Annotated in this window: 16 protein-coding genes; 6 read left to right on the top strand and 10 right to left on the bottom strand. The window is 70.6% G+C overall.

Annotation, left to right across the window (positions count from 1 at the left end):
- Positions 1-2: 2 nt before the first annotated feature.
- From ABD256_RS34650 to ABD256_RS34640, 3 genes are all read right to left on the bottom strand, one after another.
- Complete coding sequence (locus ABD256_RS34650; protein WP_344428894.1) at positions 3-1,301, bottom strand: ABC transporter substrate-binding protein; 1,299 nt, start codon at positions 1,299-1,301, stop codon at positions 3-5.
- 10 nt (positions 1,302-1,311) lie between these two features.
- Entirely contained in the window at positions 1,312-2,052 is a 741-nt protein-coding gene (locus tag ABD256_RS34645; protein ID WP_344428893.1) for a GntR family transcriptional regulator, read from the bottom strand.
- Between the two features lie 176 nt (positions 2,053-2,228).
- Complete coding sequence (locus tag ABD256_RS34640; RefSeq protein WP_344428892.1) at positions 2,229-3,068, bottom strand: TetR/AcrR family transcriptional regulator; 840 nt, start codon at positions 3,066-3,068, stop codon at positions 2,229-2,231.
- Positions 3,069-3,181: 113 nt separating this feature from the next.
- Here ABD256_RS34640 and ABD256_RS34635 point away from each other — a divergent pair, with 113 nt between their 5' ends.
- Positions 3,182-3,640, top strand: a complete 459-nt coding sequence (locus tag ABD256_RS34635) for a hypothetical protein (protein ID WP_344428890.1) — start codon at positions 3,182-3,184, stop codon at positions 3,638-3,640.
- A gap of 56 nt (positions 3,641-3,696) precedes the next feature.
- Here ABD256_RS34635 and ABD256_RS34630 read toward each other — a convergent pair whose 3' ends face one another.
- Positions 3,697-4,470, bottom strand: coding sequence for a cyclase family protein (locus ABD256_RS34630; RefSeq protein WP_344428888.1), 774 nt, complete (start codon positions 4,468-4,470; stop codon positions 3,697-3,699).
- Between the two features lie 57 nt (positions 4,471-4,527).
- On the bottom strand, positions 4,528-5,427 hold the full coding sequence (locus ABD256_RS34625; RefSeq protein ID WP_344428886.1) for a glycoside hydrolase family 25 protein: 900 nt from the start codon (positions 5,425-5,427) through the stop codon (positions 4,528-4,530).
- Positions 5,428-5,678: 251 nt separating this feature from the next.
- On the opposite strand from ABD256_RS34625, the gene ABD256_RS34620 reads away from it, so the two are divergent.
- A complete protein-coding gene (locus ABD256_RS34620) occupies positions 5,679-7,043 on the top strand; it encodes a flavin monoamine oxidase family protein (RefSeq protein WP_344428884.1) in 1,365 nt (454 codons plus the stop codon).
- Between the two features lie 66 nt (positions 7,044-7,109).
- Here ABD256_RS34620 and ABD256_RS34615 read toward each other — a convergent pair whose 3' ends face one another.
- The 3 genes from ABD256_RS34615 to ABD256_RS34605 are packed head-to-tail and all read right to left on the bottom strand — an operon-like array spanning position 7,110 to position 10,874.
- A complete protein-coding gene (locus tag ABD256_RS34615) occupies positions 7,110-8,249 on the bottom strand; it encodes an iron-containing alcohol dehydrogenase family protein (protein WP_344428882.1) in 1,140 nt (379 codons plus the stop codon).
- 25 nt (positions 8,250-8,274) lie between these two features.
- Complete coding sequence (locus tag ABD256_RS34610; RefSeq protein WP_344428880.1) at positions 8,275-9,777, bottom strand: aldehyde dehydrogenase; 1,503 nt, start codon at positions 9,775-9,777, stop codon at positions 8,275-8,277.
- Entirely contained in the window at positions 9,765-10,874 is a 1,110-nt protein-coding gene (locus ABD256_RS34605) for a mandelate racemase/muconate lactonizing enzyme family protein (RefSeq protein WP_344428878.1), read from the bottom strand. Before ABD256_RS34605 ends, ABD256_RS34610 begins: the two co-directional genes overlap by 13 nt.
- Before the next feature lie 142 nt (positions 10,875-11,016).
- Between ABD256_RS34605 and ABD256_RS34600 the strand changes: the two genes are divergently transcribed.
- Complete coding sequence (locus ABD256_RS34600) at positions 11,017-11,823, top strand: IclR family transcriptional regulator (RefSeq protein ID WP_344428876.1); 807 nt, start codon at positions 11,017-11,019, stop codon at positions 11,821-11,823.
- Positions 11,824-11,844: 21 nt separating this feature from the next.
- Here the strand turns inward: ABD256_RS34600 and ABD256_RS34595 are convergent, their stop codons facing one another.
- Together ABD256_RS34595 and ABD256_RS34590 are read right to left on the bottom strand one after the other, a co-directional pair.
- A complete protein-coding gene (locus ABD256_RS34595) occupies positions 11,845-12,300 on the bottom strand; it encodes an SRPBCC family protein (protein WP_344428874.1) in 456 nt (151 codons plus the stop codon).
- Between the two features lie 58 nt (positions 12,301-12,358).
- Complete coding sequence (locus ABD256_RS34590; RefSeq protein WP_344428872.1) at positions 12,359-13,240, bottom strand: helix-turn-helix domain-containing protein; 882 nt, start codon at positions 13,238-13,240, stop codon at positions 12,359-12,361.
- Between the two features lie 256 nt (positions 13,241-13,496).
- Between ABD256_RS34590 and ABD256_RS34585 the strand changes: the two genes are divergently transcribed.
- From ABD256_RS34585 to ABD256_RS34575, 3 genes are read left to right on the top strand one after another with little or no spacing between them, the layout of a single operon-like run.
- Complete coding sequence (locus ABD256_RS34585; protein ID WP_344428870.1) at positions 13,497-14,666, top strand: EfeM/EfeO family lipoprotein; 1,170 nt, start codon at positions 13,497-13,499, stop codon at positions 14,664-14,666.
- Positions 14,663-15,862, top strand: a complete 1,200-nt coding sequence (locus ABD256_RS34580; RefSeq protein ID WP_344428868.1) for a Dyp-type peroxidase — start codon at positions 14,663-14,665, stop codon at positions 15,860-15,862. The genes ABD256_RS34585 and ABD256_RS34580 overlap by 4 nt, the downstream gene beginning before the upstream one ends.
- A 30-nt stretch (positions 15,863-15,892) precedes the next feature.
- Positions 15,893-17,515, top strand: coding sequence for a phospholipase C (locus tag ABD256_RS34575; protein ID WP_344428866.1), 1,623 nt, complete (start codon positions 15,893-15,895; stop codon positions 17,513-17,515).
- Positions 17,516-17,533 lie beyond the last annotated feature (18 nt).

Below are 17,533 nucleotides of genomic sequence, written 5' to 3'. Positions count from 1 at the left end.
GCTCAGCTCCCGAGGCTGCGGTCGATGCGGTCGGACGCCTTCTTCGCCGCGTCCGGCACGGCGACGTGGTCGAACACCGCGTCGTTGACCATATCGGTCAGCGCGTCCTGGATCTCCGAGTAGTGCGGCGCGACCTGGTCGAACTTTCCCTTCTGGTAAGCGGAAGACCACACCGGGAGCGCGTCCACCTTCTTCGCGGCCGGTCCGGTGTCCCAGCCTGCGACCGGCTGGATGAAGTCCACATCGGACAGCCAGCGGTCGTGCTTGCTCGCCAGGTAGGAGATGAACTTCCACGCCTCGGCCTGGTGCTTGCTCGCCTTGCTGACCGTCCAGTAGTAGCCGTACCACCGGTTCACCGGCTGCGCGGGATTCACCTGCGGCAGCGGAACCACCTTGAGTTGCTTGTAGACATCGGGATTGCTCTGCCGGATCTGCTCCATCGCCCACGGGTAGACGATCGCCATCGACTGGCGCCCGGTGGCGAGATCGCTGAACGGCGAGGTCGCCTCGCGCGAGGTCTTGTTGGGATCGGCCGCCTTGTCCTTGCCAGCGGCGAGGTCGACCCACAGCCGCAGTGCGGCGACCGCCTGCGGCGAGGTCACGTTCGCGTGCTCGTGCCCGGGATCGGTCAGGGTGCCGCCGGTCTGGTTCAGCAGGGTCTGGAGCTGCTGGGAGTACCAGCCCGAATGCAGGTACAGGAAGCTGAACGCCTGCGTGTGCTGGGCGGCGACGAGCTTCTTCGCGTCGGCGGCGACCTCGTCCCAGGTCTTCGGCGCAGCGGCGGGATCGAGCCCGGCATCGGTGAAGTGCTTGGTGTTGATCGCGAACGCGGTCGCGTTGAACTCGCTGGGCAGCCCGTAGTACTGGCCGTCCTTCGCCGCGCCGTCCAGCACGCCGGCGTTGTAGCGCGCCTTGACGTCGTCGGCCGACGCGGCACCCAGCGCACCCGCGTCGATCGGCGCGACCAGTTCCTTCGGCAGGTACTCGCCGCGCAGCGCGCTGTCGTCCATGTTCAGCACGTCGGGCCCGGTGCCGTTGCTCATCGCGGTGAGCGTCTTCGTGTTGAACTCGTCGTTCGGGATCGTCTGGTACTTGATCTTCACATTCGGGTGCTGCTGCTGGTATTCGGCGATGAGCGCCTCGTTCAGCTTGATCATCGGCGGGTGCGTGTGGGTCCAGAAGGTCAGCGTGACCTCGCCGCCGTCACCGGAGCCCGTGCCGCACGCGGCGAGCGCACCGGCGAGCAGGAACGCCGTGCCCACGGCGGCGGTCCGGATCTTCCGTGTCCTGCGATGGCGCATGGTCTGCTCCTCAGCTGATCGCGCGGCGTGCGGTGGGACGCGCCGGCCGGTGGAGCTCGGCGGTGATCGTGTAGCGGTCGCCCCGGTACATCGCCTCGCAGTACTCCATGACCCTGCCGCGCGCGTCGAGGCTAATCCCCCTGATCCGCATGCACGGCTGGGTTAGCGGGATTCGCAACTGCTCCGCGGTGCGCCGGTCCGGCATCGCGGGCTCCAGCTGGCAGGTGCCGCTGACGATGTCGGTGCGGTACTTCGTGGCGAGCAGCTCGTACCACGAGCTTTGAAGGTCCGCTATGGACAGTCCGGGCACGTAGCGCTCCGGCACGGTGGTGCGTTCGAGCGCCATCGGCGCGTCGTCGGCGAGGCGGAGCCGGACGAACTCGACCACCACGTCCCCGGCGGGGATCCGGAGCTGCTGGCAGCGGGCCCGGTCGGCGCGGTGGCGGCGGAGTTCGAGCGTCCTGCTCGCCGGGCGCATCCCGCGGCGCCGCATCTCCTCGGAGAACGAGGTCATGCCGAGCCTGCGGCTCACCTTCGGCCGCGAGGTGAACGTGCCGCTGCCCTGCCGCCGCACCAGCAGCTCCTGCAGCACCAGGTCGTCCATCGCGCGCCGCAGCGTCATCCGCGCCACCTGCCACCTCGAAGCGAGCTCCCGCTCGGAAGGTAGCGGCGCGCCCTCCGGCAGGAGATCGACGAGGTCGAGCAGGCGGGCCCTGATCTCCCCGGTCTTGCCGGGAGCCAACGACGTCATGCCACCCTCCTCACCCGGGAACACCGGTAGGACGAAACCGGGCTCAAGCAGACGCCACGCGCACTACCCCGGCCAACACCCCTGGCATTCCTCGCTAGACCAATCCGGAAAGCCGATCATGCCGCAAGACGGGACCTGACCAGTAGCGATCGGAGGATCGGGCGGGCGGCAGTGGTCTACTCGGAGGACAGCTCCGCGTGCACCGCGGCGATGCGCTCGTCGTCCCATTCGACCGACGGGTCGGGTTCGAGGAAGGCGAACACGGTGCTCGCGATCCCCAGCGCGGGAAGCGACCAGTCGGACTTCGCGCTGACCCCGAACGGGTTCGCCCGCACGCGCTGCGCCGCCACCTCCGGGGTGGAGAGCGCGGTGATCACCAGTCCGCGCATGGTCGCGTTGACCAGTCGCGCGACGGTTTCGAACGTGGCGTCGAGCTCGGGCCGCAGGCGATAGCCGAGCAGCCCGGCCAGGTGCTCGTAGGCCTTGGCGATCCGCGCCACGAACCCCTGTTCCGACCGCGCGAGTGCTTGTTGGACCTCGTCGCGCAGTTCACCGTCGGCGAGGCTTTCGAAGGTGGCGTGCAGCGCCAGGTAAGTGCGCCAGTCGGTGGACCTGTGAATGGCCTCGAACTCGGCGAGCGCGGCGTGGCGGAGCAGCTCGCTCCACAGGTCGTGACGGGTTTGCGGGGTGGCGAACCAGCCGAAGTGGTCGAGCGCCACATCGCGGATCACGCGCATGCCCTCGTCGTCCGGCATCCTGGCAGGCACCGCGGCACCCGCGAGCGCCTTGAGCAGATCGCTGAAGAACAGGTCCTTGTACGGCCAGCGCCGGTAGACCGCGCTCCTGGCCACCCCGGCGTCGCGGATGACGTCCTCGAAGCTGATGTGGTCGAGGCCCACCGTCAGCCCGGTGCGGTTGACCAGCGCCATCGCCGCGTCGACCATGCGCTTCTCGGTCTCTTCGTCCGACAGCCTGCGTCGCCGCCTGCCGAGCGCGGGCCGGGGTTCCTCCGCCATCGCACACCTCACCTTGCATCCGGGTCTTCGGCACTCTACATTGAGACATGATGTTTCAAGTTTAGAGTTTGGTATCCAGACTTTAGAGTACAACGTCGACCAAGGGGAATCTCATGCGAACGCAGGTACACGAAGGGACCAAGTCCGTCCGGCACGCGATCACCGCGATGCGGGCGGGAGCGGTGCTCACCGTGGCGGCGGCGATCGTCGCCGTGCTCGACCAGGCCACCGGGGACGGCCTCACCCGCAGGCTCCAGGCCGCCTACCCCGCCGATCCCGGCAAGGTGGACATGGCGAAGTCGAGCATCCTCACTTATCTGTTCGCGCTCGCCGCCGTCGGAGTCGTGCTGTGGCTGTGGCTGGCGCGCGCGAGCGGAAAGGGGCGCCCGTGGTCACGCGTGGTGGCGACGGTGGTGTTCGTCGCCGGGACCGCGCTGTCGGCCTACCACTTCACCCAGCCGCACCCGATGTTGGTGACGGTGGTGGGGCTGGTGCCGTGCGTGGCAGGCCTCGCCGCGGTCGCTTTCCTGTGGCAGCGCGGGTCTTCGGCGTATTTCGCCGCCGCGCACTGAAAGACCCGGGGGGAGGGGCCCGTTGGCGGGCGGCTCCGAGCCGCCCGCCAACAAGGTCATTCGTCGAAGATCGCGACCGCGCGGGTCCAGCCGGCGGACGCGGCGTGCACCTTGACCGGGAAGCACGAGATCTCGAACCCGTCGGACGGCAGCGATTCGAGGTTGTGCAGCTTCTCGATGTGGCAGTACCCGATGTCCCTGCCCGCGCGGTGGCCCTCCCAGATCACCGACGCGTCGTGGTCGCGGGCATAGCGCTTCGCGGTGTGCACGAACGGCGCGTCCCAGCTCCACGCGTCCGTGCCGGTGAGCCGCACGCCCCGCTCCAGCAGGTACAGCGTCGCCTCGCGGCCCATGCCGCACCCGGACGCGACGTAGTCGTCCTCGCCGTACTTGGCCCCGGCCGAGGTGTTGACCACGACGATCTCCAGCGGCCGGAGTTCGTGCCCGATCCGCTTCAGCTCGGCTTCGACGTCCGCCGCGGTGGCGACGTACCCGTCCTCGAAGTGCCGGAAGTCCAGCTTCACCGCGGGCTGGAGGCACCATTCGAGCGGCACCTCGTCGATCGTGATCGCCCGCGCGCCACCGTCCATCACCGCCGAGTAGTGGTAGGGCGCGTCGAGGTGGGTGCCGTTGTGCGTGGTGAGCCGCACCCGCTCGATCGCCCACCCCTCACCGTCCGGCAGGTCTTCGACGGTGGCGCCGGGGAAGAACGACACCACGTCGCCCGCCGTTTCGGCGTGCGTGAAATAGTCGATCTCGGGTGTGCCGCCGGGCGGGTCCGAAGCGATTCCACCCTTGAGCGCCACCGAGATGTCGACAAACCTGCGCATGGAACGAGCCTCCCGAAGTCGTGACGTGTGCCGCCCATTCTTCGGGTGCGCCCGCCGCTATGTCGATGCGGGCTTGATCTCCTCGATATCGGCGGCGATCTGGTCGAACAGCTTGGCCAGTTCGTCGACGCCCTTCCGGTTGCCTGCCGTGTTCAGGTCGATCCAGGCCAGCATCTCCGCCGCGGAGAACGAGTTGGCAGGCACCACCCTGGACTGGATGGGCTCGCTCAGCGAGGTCAGGTCCCGCAGCACCCGCCCGGCCGACTTCCCCTTCTCCCGGAACGGGACCGAAAGGTCTTCGCGGACGTCGTAGACCCCGCCCACCACGAAGTTCTGCTGGTCCTCCGGCAGCGCGCTCAGGAACTCGCCGCCATCGGCGAAGTGGTTGCTCGTGTACGAGTCGTTCAGGTCGACGCCGCTGGCCCTGATACCGGGGATCTGGCCGGAGCTGGAGTACTGGTGCACGTCGTAGTGCCCGGCGGCGGGATCGGGCCGTGCGCCGTAACGCGCGATCCAGATGGCCAGCCCGGGAATGCCCCACCGGTCCGGCCGGGTCGCCTTCGCGAACGCGTTGTTCATGTACACGCCGGGGCGGAACCCGAGATCGGCGACGCGGCGGCAGAACCGGATCCCGAAGTCGCGCGCCGCGGCGTTCGGCCCGAACGGCGCCTCGAGGTCGAGCGCGGGCACCAGGCCGGTGGCGCCGAGCCTGCGCACCTCCGCGACGAAGATCTCCGCCTGCCGTTCCGGCGTCGGCGAGAACTGCGCGTAGTGGTAGCCGCCAACCGGGATGCCGACCGATTTCGCGCCGTTCACGATCGCGTCGGCCGGTCCCGCCGTCGCGATGCCGCCGCCGTCGGTGAGTTTCGTCCACACGTAGCCGACGCCGTGGTTCCGGACCGCGTTCCAGTCGGTGACCGTCTGGAACTTCCGGTAGATATCGATACCGAGTGCCATCTCAACCCCAGCGAAAGTCCGACTGCTGCCTGGTCGCGGCTCGTCCGGAGCCACCCTGTCTCGAAGGCCACTGTGCCGTCCGGAGGTCGTATCCGGCACCGCTCATCAGCCGTCCGTCCGGGCAGGTTCCGCTGCCCGATCGGGCAGCGGCGTACCGCCGTTCGGACTCGCGATGAGACCTCCCCGTGTCCCACCGGGCAGGGCAGGCTGTCCGGTACCGGCCAGCCACACCTCCAGGGGGAACAGCGCAGATGGAATCCACAGTGGACGTCGCCGTGATCGGGGCAGGCATCTCGGGGCTGGTCGCCGCCAGGGGGCTCGCCGAGGCGGGGCGCTCGGTGCTGGTGCTCGAAGCGCGCGACCGGGTCGGCGGGCGCGTGCTGAACCACTCGTTGCCGAACGGGACCGTGACCGAGGCCGGGGCCGCGTTCGTCGGCCCGACCCAGGACCACATCCTGGCGCTCGCCCAAGAACTCGGCGTCGACACGTTCCCGGAGTACGCCGACGGGGACAACGTCTACGTCTCCGGCGGGCACGCGCTGCGCTACACCGGCACGCTGCCGCCGGACCTGCTGATCCTGCCGGACGCGACGATCGTGCACCTGCGGCTCAACCAGATGGCGAGCCACGTCCCGGTGGACGCGCCGTGGGCCGCGCCGAAGGCCGCGGAATGGGACGCGATCTCGCTGCACGACTGGTTCCGCTCGACCACGTTCAACCCCGCCACCGAGAACCTGTTCCTGTCCTTCCTCGAACCGCTGATCGGTGCCGAGCCGCAGGACGTCTCGCTGCTGTACTTCCTGTGGCTGATGGCAGGCGCCGGCAACGAGACCAATCCCGGCACGTTCGACCGGTCCTCCGGTGTCCGCGGCGGCGCGCAGGACTCGCGGTTCGTCGGCGGCTCCCAGCTCATCCCGTTGCGGCTGGCCGAAAAGCTCGGCGACCGGGTGGTGCTGAACGCGCCCGTCCGCCGCGTCGTCCAGTACGACGACCACGCGGTCGTCTCCGGTGAATTCGGCTCGGTGACCGCGAAGCGCGTGATCGTCGCGGTGCCGCCGCAGCTGGCCGTGGCGATCGATTGGGATCCGGTGCTGCCCGCGGCGAAGTCCGTGCTGCTGCGCCGGATGCCGATGGGCGCGCTGATGAAGTGCGCCGCCGTGTACCCCGCGCCGTTCTGGCGCGCCGACGGGCTCAGCGGGATGGGCCTGCTCACCGCGGGACCGGTGCGCTCGATGTTCGACGTCAGCCCGCCCGACGGCTCGGCCGGTATCCTGCTCGCGTTCGTCGGCGGCTACCGCAGGCGTGACTGGGGCGACCGGCCGCTGCCCGAACGCCGCGACGCCGTGCTGGCCGCCTTCGCCGAAGCGGTCGGGCCGCGGGCCACCCAGCCGTCCGGCTACTTCGAACAGGACTGGACCACCGAGCGCTGGTCCACCGGCGGCCCGGTCGCGATCACCGGGGTCGGCACCATCTCCGGTTACGGCCAGGCGATCCGCACCGTCACCGGGCGCGTGCACTGGGCGGGCACCGAGACGTCGACCTACTGGGCCGGGTACATGGACGGCGCCGTCCGCGCCGGGGAGCGCGCCTCCGCGGAGGCGCTCGCCGCGTTGTAAGCAGCCTTGCAAGCAGCGCGCCTTCGCTGTTCCACGGCTCCTGCTGGGGAATCATCGCGCTGGCGGTCAGTACGCCGCGCGCAGCAGTTCCAGCACCGCTGCCTCATCCGGCAGCCGGGGCGTGTTCTTGGTGACGGGATCGGCGACCGCGGCCGCGGCGATGGCCGGGAGCCGACCCCGGTCGGCACCCAGCTCGCGGAGCGGCCGTTTCACCTCGACCGCGCCCGAAATCGCCCGCACGGCACCGATCGCCGCCGCCGCGGATTCCGGGATCGCGCCCATCGCACGCGCGGCCTGCTCGTACGCGGCCTCCGCCGAGGGTGCGCTGAAGGTCATCACCTCTTCCAGCACCGCGGCGAGCGCGACACCGTGCGGGGTGCCGGTGTGCGCGGTCAGCGCGTGTCCGATGCCGTGCACGAGGCCGAGCCCGGACAGCGTGAGCGCGCGCCCGGCGAGGTGCGCGCCGAGCATCATGTTCGCGCGCGCCTCCAGATCGGCGCCGTCGCGGTAGGCGACCGGGAGCCATCGGCTCACCAGCGTCACCGCCTGCGTCGCGTAGGCCACCGAAAACGGTGACGACCCGCGCGAGGCCAGCGACTCGATCCCGTGGACGAGCGCGTCGACGCCGGTCGCCGCGGTGACCCGCGCGGGCAGCCCGACTGTCAGCTCCGGGTCCAGTACGGCCACCGACGGCCGGACCGACGAATGTCCGATGTAGACCTTCCGGCGCGCGCAGGTGTCCTCGACCACGCCGAACCCGTTCGTTTCCGCACCGGTTCCCGCCGTGGTGGGCACGGCGACGAGCGGCGACCCGTCGCCCGCGTCCCACAGCGCGTCCGCGTCGGCCGCCAGCGAACCGGGATTCCCGGCCAGCAGGGAAATGCCCTTCGCCGCGTCCAGCGCCGAACCACCGCCGAGCGCCACCACCGCCGCGTCGCCGAACTCCCGCAGTCGTGCCGCACCCCGGTCCAGCTCCCCGGTCGCCGGGTTGGGCCCGACGTCCTCGTGCACCGCGAACTCCATGCCCGCCGCGGCGAGGGCCTTTTCCACCCTGCCGACGATCCCGGTGGCGCGCAGCGTCCGGTCGGTGACGACGAACGCGCGCGTTTTCCCCAGTCCTGTCACGAATTCCGGCAGGCCCGCGACCACACCCGGTCCGAACTCGACACGGGCGCCGCCTTCGACGCTGAGCCTCTGCACGGTCATGGCCGTCCCTTTCGGACAGTGGGAGTCAGGACAGGTCGAGCCAGGTGGTCTTGAGCGCGGTGTACGCGTCGAGCGCGTGCAGCGACTTGTCCCGGCCGGCGCCGCTGGCCTTGACTCCGCCGAACGGGGTGATCACGTCGCTGGCGTCGAAGGTGTTGACCCACACCGTGCCCGCCCGCAGGCGCTTCGCGACGCGGTGCGCCACCGCGACATCCCGCGTCCACACCGAGGCGACGAGCCCGTAGTCGCTGTCGTTGGCGATCCGGACGCCCTCGTCCACGTCGCCGCTGTAGGTCAGCACGGACAACACCGGGCCGAAGATCTCCTCGCGCGCGACGGTCGACTCGGGACGCACACCGTCCAAAATGGTCGGTTCGAGGAAGGTGCCGCCCTCGTCGGTCCGCGCGCGCCCGCCGCCGAGCGCGATGCTCGCGCCCTCGGCCAGCCCGGTATCCACATAGGACAGCACCCGTTCGAGCTGCACCTCGTCCACGAGCGGGCCGAGCACGGTGGCCGGGTCGAGCGGGTCGCCGAGCCGGAAGGTTTCGGTGGTGACGCGGACGATCTCGGCGAGCAGCCGGTCCTTGAGCTCGGCGGGCACGATCACCCTCGACCCCGCGTTGCAGGTCTGCCCCGCGTTGTAGAAGATGCCCCACGCCACCGCCGTTGCCGCGGCGGAGACATCGGCGTCGGGTAGCACGAGCTGGGGGGACTTGCCCCCTGCCTCGATCGCCACCTGCTTGCCGTTCGACTGGCCAGCGTAGACCTGGAACATCCTGGCCACCTCGGGCGACCCGGTGAACGCGATCTTGTCGACGCCGGGGTGCCTGCCGAGCGCCTGTCCCGCGACCTCGCCCTGGCCGGGCACCACGTTCAGCACGCCGTCGGGGAGTCCGGCCTCCGAAGCGAGCCTGGCCAGCACGAGCGCCGAGAGCGAGGTCTGCTCGGCTGGCTTGAGCACCACGGAGTTGCCGGTGGCGAGCGCGGGCCCGAGCTTCCAGGACGCGATCAGCAGCGCGTAGTTCCACGGCACCACCGCGCCGACGACGCCGAGCGGCTCGCGGGTGACCAGCGCGAGCGCGTCGCCGGGGGTGGGCGCTATCTCGTCGTAGGTCTTGTCGATCGCCTCGGCGTACCAGGCGATCGTCTCCGCGGTCTTCGCGACGTCGACGCGCAGGGACTCGCTGATCGGCTTGCCCATCTCGAGGGTGTCGAGCAGCGCCAGTTCCTCGGCGTTTTCCTCGATGAGTTCCGCCCAGCGCAGGAGAATCCGCTTGCGCTCCTTCGGCGGGAGATCCCGCCAGCGACCGTCCTCGAACGATCCGCGCGCGGCACGGACGGCACGGTCGACGTCCTCTCCGTTCCCGTCGGCGACCTGGGCGAGCACCCGCCCGTCGCGCGGCGACGCGCTCGTGAACGTCTCCGCCGACCTCGGCTCGGTGAACCGGCCGCCGATGAACGGCCGCGTCTCGGGGCTGATCGCCTTCGCCGCGGCCAGCCAGTACCCGTGCTCCCTCAGATCCGCCACTTCGCGACCGCCTCCTCGTCGAGTTCGACACCGAGCCCCGGCCGATCCGGGACCTCGAGTTCGCCTGCCCGGTTGACCATCAGCGGCTCGGCGAGCATGAAGTCGCGGCGCTCGGGTGTCCATCCGGGAGGGTCGTAGGGGAATTCGAAGAACGGCCCGCCGCCCACGCCCGCCGACACGTGCAGGTTCGCCAGCACGCCGATGCCGTTGGTCCAGCTGTGCGGGGTGAACGCACGGTGCTTGAACCCGGCCAGCTCGGCGAGCGTGCGCGCGCGGTGCATGCCGACCGCCAGCACCACGTCCATCTGGTACACGTCGAGGACGTCTTCTTCGAGGTAGCGCACCAGTTCCGGTACCGAGTGGTGCATCTCCCCCGCCGCGATCCGCACCCCGGGGTTCTCCGCCCGCAGCGCGCGGAAGCCGTCGATGTCGGCGTACGGCAGCGGTTCTTCCACCCAGAACACGTCGAGCTCGGCCAGCCGCCGCACGAGCTTGCGCGTGCGCACCAGATCGGCGGCGTCCGCGGTGTCGCCCGCCATCCGCCACGACTGGTTGAGATCGACCATCACCTCGAACTCCGGCCCGAGCGCCTCCCGCACGGCGGCGACCGCGGCGACGCCCTCGTCGGCGCGGTCGCGGTCGATCCGGATCTTCATCGCGCGGAAACCCGCTTCACGGGCCGCGAAGGCCGTTTCGACCCGTTCCTCCGGCGGTTTCAGCTCGGCAGAAGACGCGTACGCGGGCAGCGACTTCGCGGCGTTGCCGAAGAGCACGGCCACCGGCAGCCCGGCGACCTTCCCGATGATGTCCCACAGCGCGACCTCCAGCGGCCAGTAGCACCCGCCGTGGAAGTTCGCCGTCTCGATCGCCTTGACGTGCCGGACGATGTCGAGCGGGTCTTCGCCGACGAAGAGGTGCTCGACCGCGGCGAACCCGTCCATCGTGTCGCCGGACCCGATCCCGGTCACGCCCTCGTCGGTGTGCACGCGCACGATCGTCGCGCCAAAGTGGCGACGGGGCTCCGGGTCCCACGCGGCGCGCAGCGGCGGGTCGAGGTCGAGCCGCAACCGGTCGAGGGTGATTTCGGTGATCTTCAACGGGGCAGCTCCGGATGACGTGCGGGGCCCGGGTCCGGGTCGCCCATCGAGCCTCGCAGCGCGCCGGGCGTCCCGGCAAGATCACCCGGCGCATCGCAACTTCCGTTGCGCTCAGGCCAACTCGCCCGGTTAGGCTGCGGCCATGACGAGGTCCTCCCGTCGGCACGGCCACGGCCTGCGCCGCGACCTCGACCTGCTGGAATCGCTGGCGTCGGCCGAGGCCCAGCGTGCGGGCGGGCTCGGCGTGGTCCGGATCGCCCAGCTCACCGGCCGCGAGAAGAGCCAGGTGTCGCGGGCGCTCAAGGCACTCGCCGACGAAGGGGTCGTCGAACGGGACCCGGACACCCTCGAATACCGGCTGGGCTGGCGCCTGTTCTCCCTGGTCGCGCGCACCGTCGAAGACCGCCTCGTCCGGGCGGCCGAGCCGGTGATGCGGAAGCTGTCCGCCGAGGTCGAGGAAACCTGCCACCTGTGCGTGCTGCGGGATCAGGAGGTGCTGACCCTGCTCTCGGTCTCCGGGCACTCGTTCCGGGTGCACGGCTGGGAGGGGCGCGGGGTGCCCGCCTACTGCACGTCGGCCGGCAGGGTGCTGCTGCTCGACGCCGCGCCGGACGACCTGTACGTGCGGTTCCCGGTGCCCGCGATGACGAACCCGCGCTCGGCGGTCCGTTCGCTGCCGCAGCTGTGGTCGAAGATCCAGGAATGCCGCCGCGACGGGTACGCCCGCGTCCGCGAGGAGTTCGAGGACGGCCTCGTCGGCGTCTCGGCGCCGATCCGGGACTTCCGCGGCAGGGTGGTGGCCGCGCTCAACATCTCCGCGCCGGGCGACCGCGTCGGCGACCGTCTCGACGAAACCGGCCGGGCCACGGCACGGGCGGCGGAGAAGGTTTCCGGGCAGCTCGGCTTTCGCCCCGGTCCGGAAGCTCCGCCGACGGCACGGCTGACCTGATTTCCAGTCCGATTCGGACGGTCATCCGGGCTGCTTCGTCTCCGCGTAGGCGGCGAGGCCGTCGGCCATCCGCTGCATCACGCGCTGCATGACACCCCGCATCAGCCAGCCCGTGCCCCACCGGGTGGCATAGGTGCCGTGCCAGTGGATGCGGGTGCCGCCGCCTGGCGCCGGCGCCAGGTCGATGACCGCCCGGTAGTCGTGGATGGCCTTGTTGAAGGCGTCCTCGTAGGTGAGTTGCTCGTGCTCGACGAGCCCGGTCAGCCGTTCTCCGGTCACCGTCCGGCCGGTGCGGAACGCGCGGACCGCGCCGACGGGATCCCGGCCGTCCGGATCGAGCCCGCTGGACCGTGCGAGGTCAAGGCCGTCGACGGCCGACCAGACGGGCCAGGTGCGGGCGTCGACCAGCAGGCTCCAGACGACGGGTGGCGATGCGGTCGAGGTGGCGGTCGCGTCATAGGCGTAGCTGCGTGGCACGGTCCGAAACTAGGCGGCGTGGCCTGCCGGAACCATGCGCTGGATTGCGGAACCTCGCTCAGTTGTTGCGGTATGCCGACGGCCGGACGCCGACCTGGCTCAGGAAGGCCGCGGACAGCGATCCGGGGCTGCCGAAACCGGTGCGCTCGGCGATCTGCCCGATCGTGAGGGTGCTGCCGGACAGCATCCGCTGCGCCTGTTCGATCCGGATCCGGGTGAGAAAGCGGTGGGGCGTCTCGCCGGTGGCCGCGCGGAAGACGCGGATGAAGTGGTACACGCTCAGATGCGCTTCGGCGGCGATCTCGGCGAGCGTCAGCGGCTCGGCCATGCGCTCCCGCATGACGGCGGTCGCCACGCGGACCGCAGAGTGCTCGGCACCGGGCCGGCGCACCTCCGTGCTCCGGGTCAGCAGGTGCGTCGCGAGGAAGGTCGCGGCGGACTCCGCGTACAGGTCGTTCGCGCCGGCGGCCCCGGGCAGCGCGCGGATGAGCTGTTCGACGACCGGATCGCCCGCGCTCGCCGCGGCCGACAGGGCTTCGAAGTCCGGTGCCGGGCCGCCGAGCTGGGCCGCGACCCGCTCGACGGTGCCGGACGGGATGTGCACCTGGACGGTGCGCAGCGCGGCGGCCGTCCGGTAGTCGCGCACGACCGGCTGGCCGGGCACCATCAGGTCCAGTGCGCCGGGCACCCAGCGCCGGTGGACCGGTTTCCCGCCGGCGCGGGTCCGCATGGTCACGTCCCCCGCCACGCAGAGCACGAGGTGCAGATCGGCCACGCCGGGCACCGGGAGCTCCTCGACCTCGGGCACGTGCTCGAAGCACTGCACGAGCAGCGAGCGCCAGCCCGCGTCGTTCCAGCTGCAGTAACCGCGCCGCACCGGGGCCGACGCGCCGAACTCCGCCGCGTACGGCGCGAGATCGAAGTCGGGCGAGTCGAACACACCACCAATCTAGGCGATCGCGCGCCATCGGTGAAAGGGACCATCCACACCAATGGGCCGAAACAGCGGAAAGGTGCCATTCCGCACTATCGTGGTTCCCCGATTCCGGTGCGGTCGGTCCGATTAGGTCGGTTGCTCCCCGATCCGGTTGAAGAGCGGGTGAATTCCGCGCACGGTCCTTATGGCGGCTACCCCTGTCCCCTTTCCGGCTCGCATAATGCCCTCGATAACCCATTCGAGTGGCAGGAGCGTGTGCGTGCCCGGAGCTGTCCGCGCCAGGTGGATCGCGGGTGCCGTGGTCGCCGTCGTCGTGGTGGCGGTGGCCGCGGTCGCGCTGTGGCCGGAGGACGCGGCAGCCACCGACCCCGAGATCACGGTGTCGCGCTCGGCCTGCGGGACGGGGTGGGCCGATCCGAGACCGGGCCCGCAGACCTTCCGGCTGCACAACGTCGGCTCGGTGACCGCGGAGGTCGACCTGATCGACCCGGCGACCGGGGTGATCTACGGCGAGGTCGAGGGGCTCGGCGCCCAGACGACGCGGCCGCTCCGGGTGACGCTCGGCAACGGCGCCTACGCCTTCCGGTGCCTGCCGGAGGACTCCTCGGCGATCGTCGGCCCGGTCGCCACGGTGCGCGGCGGGGCGGAGCGCTCCCCCGGTGTCGCCCCGGTGACGCGCAACGACCTGCTGGAACCGCTGAAGAAGTACCACGAGCACGTGACCGCGGGACTGGGCGAGCTGGTCGCGAACACCGGCACGCTCAAGGACGCGGTACACCGGGGCGACCGCGCCGCGAGCCGCGCGGCGTGGCTCACCGCGCACCTCGCCTACGAACGCCTCGGCGCCGCCTACGACGCGTTCGGCGACTCCGACGGCGCGCTCAACGGCACCACCGACGGGCTGCCCGGCGGGGCGGCGGACCCCGGGTTCACCGGGTTCCACCGGCTCGAATCCGGCCTGTGGCACGACGAGGACCTCGGGGCGCTCGGCGCGGTCGCCGATCAGCTCGACACCGACGCGCGGGCGCTGCGGCAGTCGTTCGGCGACAGCCAGGTGGACGGCAACGACCTGGCGCTGCGCGCCCACGAGATCATGGAGAACACCCTGCAGTTCGAACTCACCGGCCGCACCGACTACGGCAGCGGCACGAACCTCGCCACCGCGCGCGCCAATCTCGACGGCACCCGCGCGGTGCTCGACGTGCTCCGCCCGCTGCTCGCACCGCGCTACCCCGGACTGTCCACCGTGGACTCCTGGCTGGACCGCACCCAGTCCGCTTTGGACGGCGCGCGGAAACCGGACGGGTCGTGGACGCCGGTGGGGCAGCTCGGCGAGAAGCAGCGACGCAAGCTCAACGGTGACGTGAGCGAGCTGACCGAACAGCTCGCCCCGATCGCCGCCATCGCCGAGCCGCGGAGGGTCTCGTGACGGGCCTCCCCCGGCGGTCGTTCCTGCGGCGGGCCGCGGCAGGAACGACCGCCGCCGGGCTGACCGCGGCCGGGCTCGGCACGGCCAGCAGCGCGGCCACCGGCCCGGCGCCGGTGCCGTTCCACGGGTCGCGGCAGGCGGGCATCCTGCGCGAACCGGCCGCGCAGAGCGTCGTGGCCGCGTTCGACGTCGTCGCGGACAACCGGGCCGAGCTGACCGACCTCCTGCGCGCGACGACCGACCGCGCCCGGTTCCTCACCAGCGGCGGTACACCCTCCGCGATGGGGATCACCGCGCCACCGACGGATTCCGGTGTGCTGGGCCCGGTCGTGCCCGCGGGCGACCTGTCGGTGATCGTCGGCGTCGGCGTGTCGCTGTTCGACGACCGGTACGGGCTCGCCGCGCGCAAACCGGCGAAGCTCAAGCCGATGGCGACGTTCCCCAACGACGCGCTGGAAGCGGCGCAGTGCCACGGCGATCTCAGCCTCACCCTGTCCGCCGGCTCGACCGACACCGTGCTGCACGCGTTGCGCGACATCACGCGGGCGACCCGAGGCGGGATGCAGCTCCGATGGAAGCTGGCCGGCTTCAGCTCTCAGCCGCGTCCTTCCGGCACACCCCGCAACCTGATGGGTTTCAAGGACGGTACCTCGAACCCGTCGGAGTCCGAAGTGGACCGTCTCGTGTGGACGGCAGGCGGCGGCGAGCCCCCGTGGACCGCTGGAGGCAGCTACCAGGTGATCCGGCTGATCCGGATGCTGGTCGAGTTCTGGGACCGGGTCTCGATCGCCGAACAGGAGAACATGTTCGGCCGCAGGCGCGACACCGGCGCCCCGCTCGACGGCGCGGAGGAGAACGACGTGCCGCGGTTCGCCGAGGACCCGATCGGCACGGTGATCCCGCTGACCAGCCACATCCGCAAAGCCAATCCCCGCACCCCGGAGACGGACGCGAGCCGGATCCTGCGCCGCTCGGTCAACTACGACCGCGGCATCGACACCAACGGCAACCTGGACATGGGCCTGATCTTCACCTGCTACCAGCAGGACCTCGAGCGCCAGTTCGAGGCGGTGCAGACCAGGCTCGCCGACGAACCGCTGGTCGACTACATCTCCCCGTTCGGCGGCGGCTACTTCTTCGCGCTGCCCGGCGTGACCGGCCCCGACGACCACTACGGCAGGGCGATGCTCGCCTGACCACGGACGACCAGATCAGGAGGATCCACAGTGGACAAAGGATTCGGCAGGCGGCGACGGCGGCGCCTGTACGGCGTCGGCGCGCTCGCCTCGGTAGCCGTGCTCGCCGTCACCGCGGGCTCGGCGGCGACGGCGGTGCCCGCGCAGCCCTCGCACGCGCTGCCCGCGGACTGGCTGCCGACGGTCAGCCCGATCAAGCACGTGGTGGTGATCTTCGGCGAGAACATCTCGTTCGACCACTACTTCGGCACCTACCCGAACGCGGCCAACACCGACGGCACGCCGTTCCAGGCGGCACGGCACACCCCGAAGGTCGACGGGCTGAGCCACGAGCTGCTGACGAACAACCCGAACGCGTACAACCCGAAGCGCCTCACCCACGAGCAGGCGCTGACCTGCGACCAGAACCACAACTACGGTGCGGAGCAGGCCGCGTTCAACGGCGGCAAGATGGACAAGTTCGTCGAGAAGACCGAGACGGACAAGTGCACCGGCCAGCCGGTCCTGTTCGGCGAGCCCGGTCTGGTGATGGACTACTACGACGGCAACACCGTCACCGGCATGTGGAACTACGCACAGCACTACGCGCTGAACGACAACTCGTTCAACACGAACTTCGGGCCGTCCACGCCCGGCGCGATCAACCTGATCTCGGGCAACACCCACGGCGTGCAGGCCGTCGACCCGGTGACCCACGAGCCGGTCTCCGACGACTACGCCGTCCAGTCGCCGGACGAGCACGGCGTCGGCACCATGATCAACGATCCCGAGCCCGCGTGGGACGACTGCTCGGACAAGAACCACACCGCCAAGGACAACCTGGCCACCATGCACGGCCGCAACATCGGCGACCTGCTCAACCAGCGGCACGTGACCTGGGGCTGGTTCCAGGGCGGGTTCCGGCCGACCGGCACCGCCAACGGGTATTCGGTGTGCGGGCAGAAGCACGCCAACGTCGGCGGTCAGTCCTCCGTGGACTACAGCCCGCACCACGAGCCGTTCCAGTACTACCCGTCGACGGCGAACCCGAAGCACGTGCCGCCGTCGTCGGTGCACGCCATCGGCCAGTCGGACCAGGCGAACCACCAGTACGACGTCAGCGACTTCAACGACTCGCTGAAGGCAGGGTCCATGCCCGCGGTGAGCTTCCTGAAGGCACCCGAATACCAGGACGGGCACGCGGGCTATTCGGACCCGCTCGACGAGCAGCAGTTCGTCGTCGACGAGATCAACCGGATCCAGCGGTCACCGGAGTGGCGTTCCACCGCGGTCGTGCTCGCCTACGACGATTCCGACGGCTGGTACGACCACGTGCGCTCCCGGGTCGTGAACGGCTCGCACGACGCCGAGCAGGACCAGGCGGTCTGCACCGGGAAGCCGACCACGCAGGGCTCCTACGCCGACCGCTGCGGATACGGCCCCCGGCTCCCGCTGATGGTGATCTCGCCGTACAGCAAGGTGAACTTCGTCGATCACACGCACACCGACCAGGCCTCGGTGCTGCGGTTCATCGAGGACAACTGGCTCACCGGCCGGATCGGCGACTCCTCGTTCGACGCCCGCGCCGGCGGGATGTGGAACATGCTCGACCTCTGGTGGCCCTCGGGCGGGAAGCTGCCGCTCGATCCGAAGACGGGCGCGGTCACCCGCTGACCCCGGGGTGGGGGCGCC

The sequence above is a fragment of the Amycolatopsis minnesotensis genome (assembly GCF_039529815.1).
GTDB lineage: Bacteria > Actinomycetota > Actinomycetes > Mycobacteriales > Pseudonocardiaceae > Amycolatopsis > Amycolatopsis minnesotensis.
The sequence above is the reverse complement of the archived record's forward strand: the minus strand, read 5'-3'. Positions and strand labels throughout refer to the sequence as shown.

Coding starts and splice junctions, on each gene's coding strand:
- ABD256_RS34650 (WP_344428894.1), bottom strand. CDS start 1,301: ATGCGCCATCGCAGGACACGGAAGATCCGGACCGCCGCCGTGGGCACG.
- ABD256_RS34645 (WP_344428893.1), bottom strand. CDS start 2,052: ATGACGTCGTTGGCTCCCGGCAAGACCGGGGAGATCAGGGCCCGCCTG.
- ABD256_RS34640 (WP_344428892.1), bottom strand. CDS start 3,068: ATGGCGGAGGAACCCCGGCCCGCGCTCGGCAGGCGGCGACGCAGGCTG.
- ABD256_RS34635 (WP_344428890.1), top strand. CDS start 3,182: ATGCGAACGCAGGTACACGAAGGGACCAAGTCCGTCCGGCACGCGATC.
- ABD256_RS34630 (WP_344428888.1), bottom strand. CDS start 4,470: ATGCGCAGGTTTGTCGACATCTCGGTGGCGCTCAAGGGTGGAATCGCT.
- ABD256_RS34625 (WP_344428886.1), bottom strand. CDS start 5,427: ATGGCACTCGGTATCGATATCTACCGGAAGTTCCAGACGGTCACCGAC.
- ABD256_RS34620 (WP_344428884.1), top strand. CDS start 5,679: ATGGAATCCACAGTGGACGTCGCCGTGATCGGGGCAGGCATCTCGGGG.
- ABD256_RS34615 (WP_344428882.1), bottom strand. CDS start 8,249: ATGACCGTGCAGAGGCTCAGCGTCGAAGGCGGCGCCCGTGTCGAGTTC.
- ABD256_RS34600 (WP_344428876.1), top strand. CDS start 11,017: ATGACGAGGTCCTCCCGTCGGCACGGCCACGGCCTGCGCCGCGACCTC.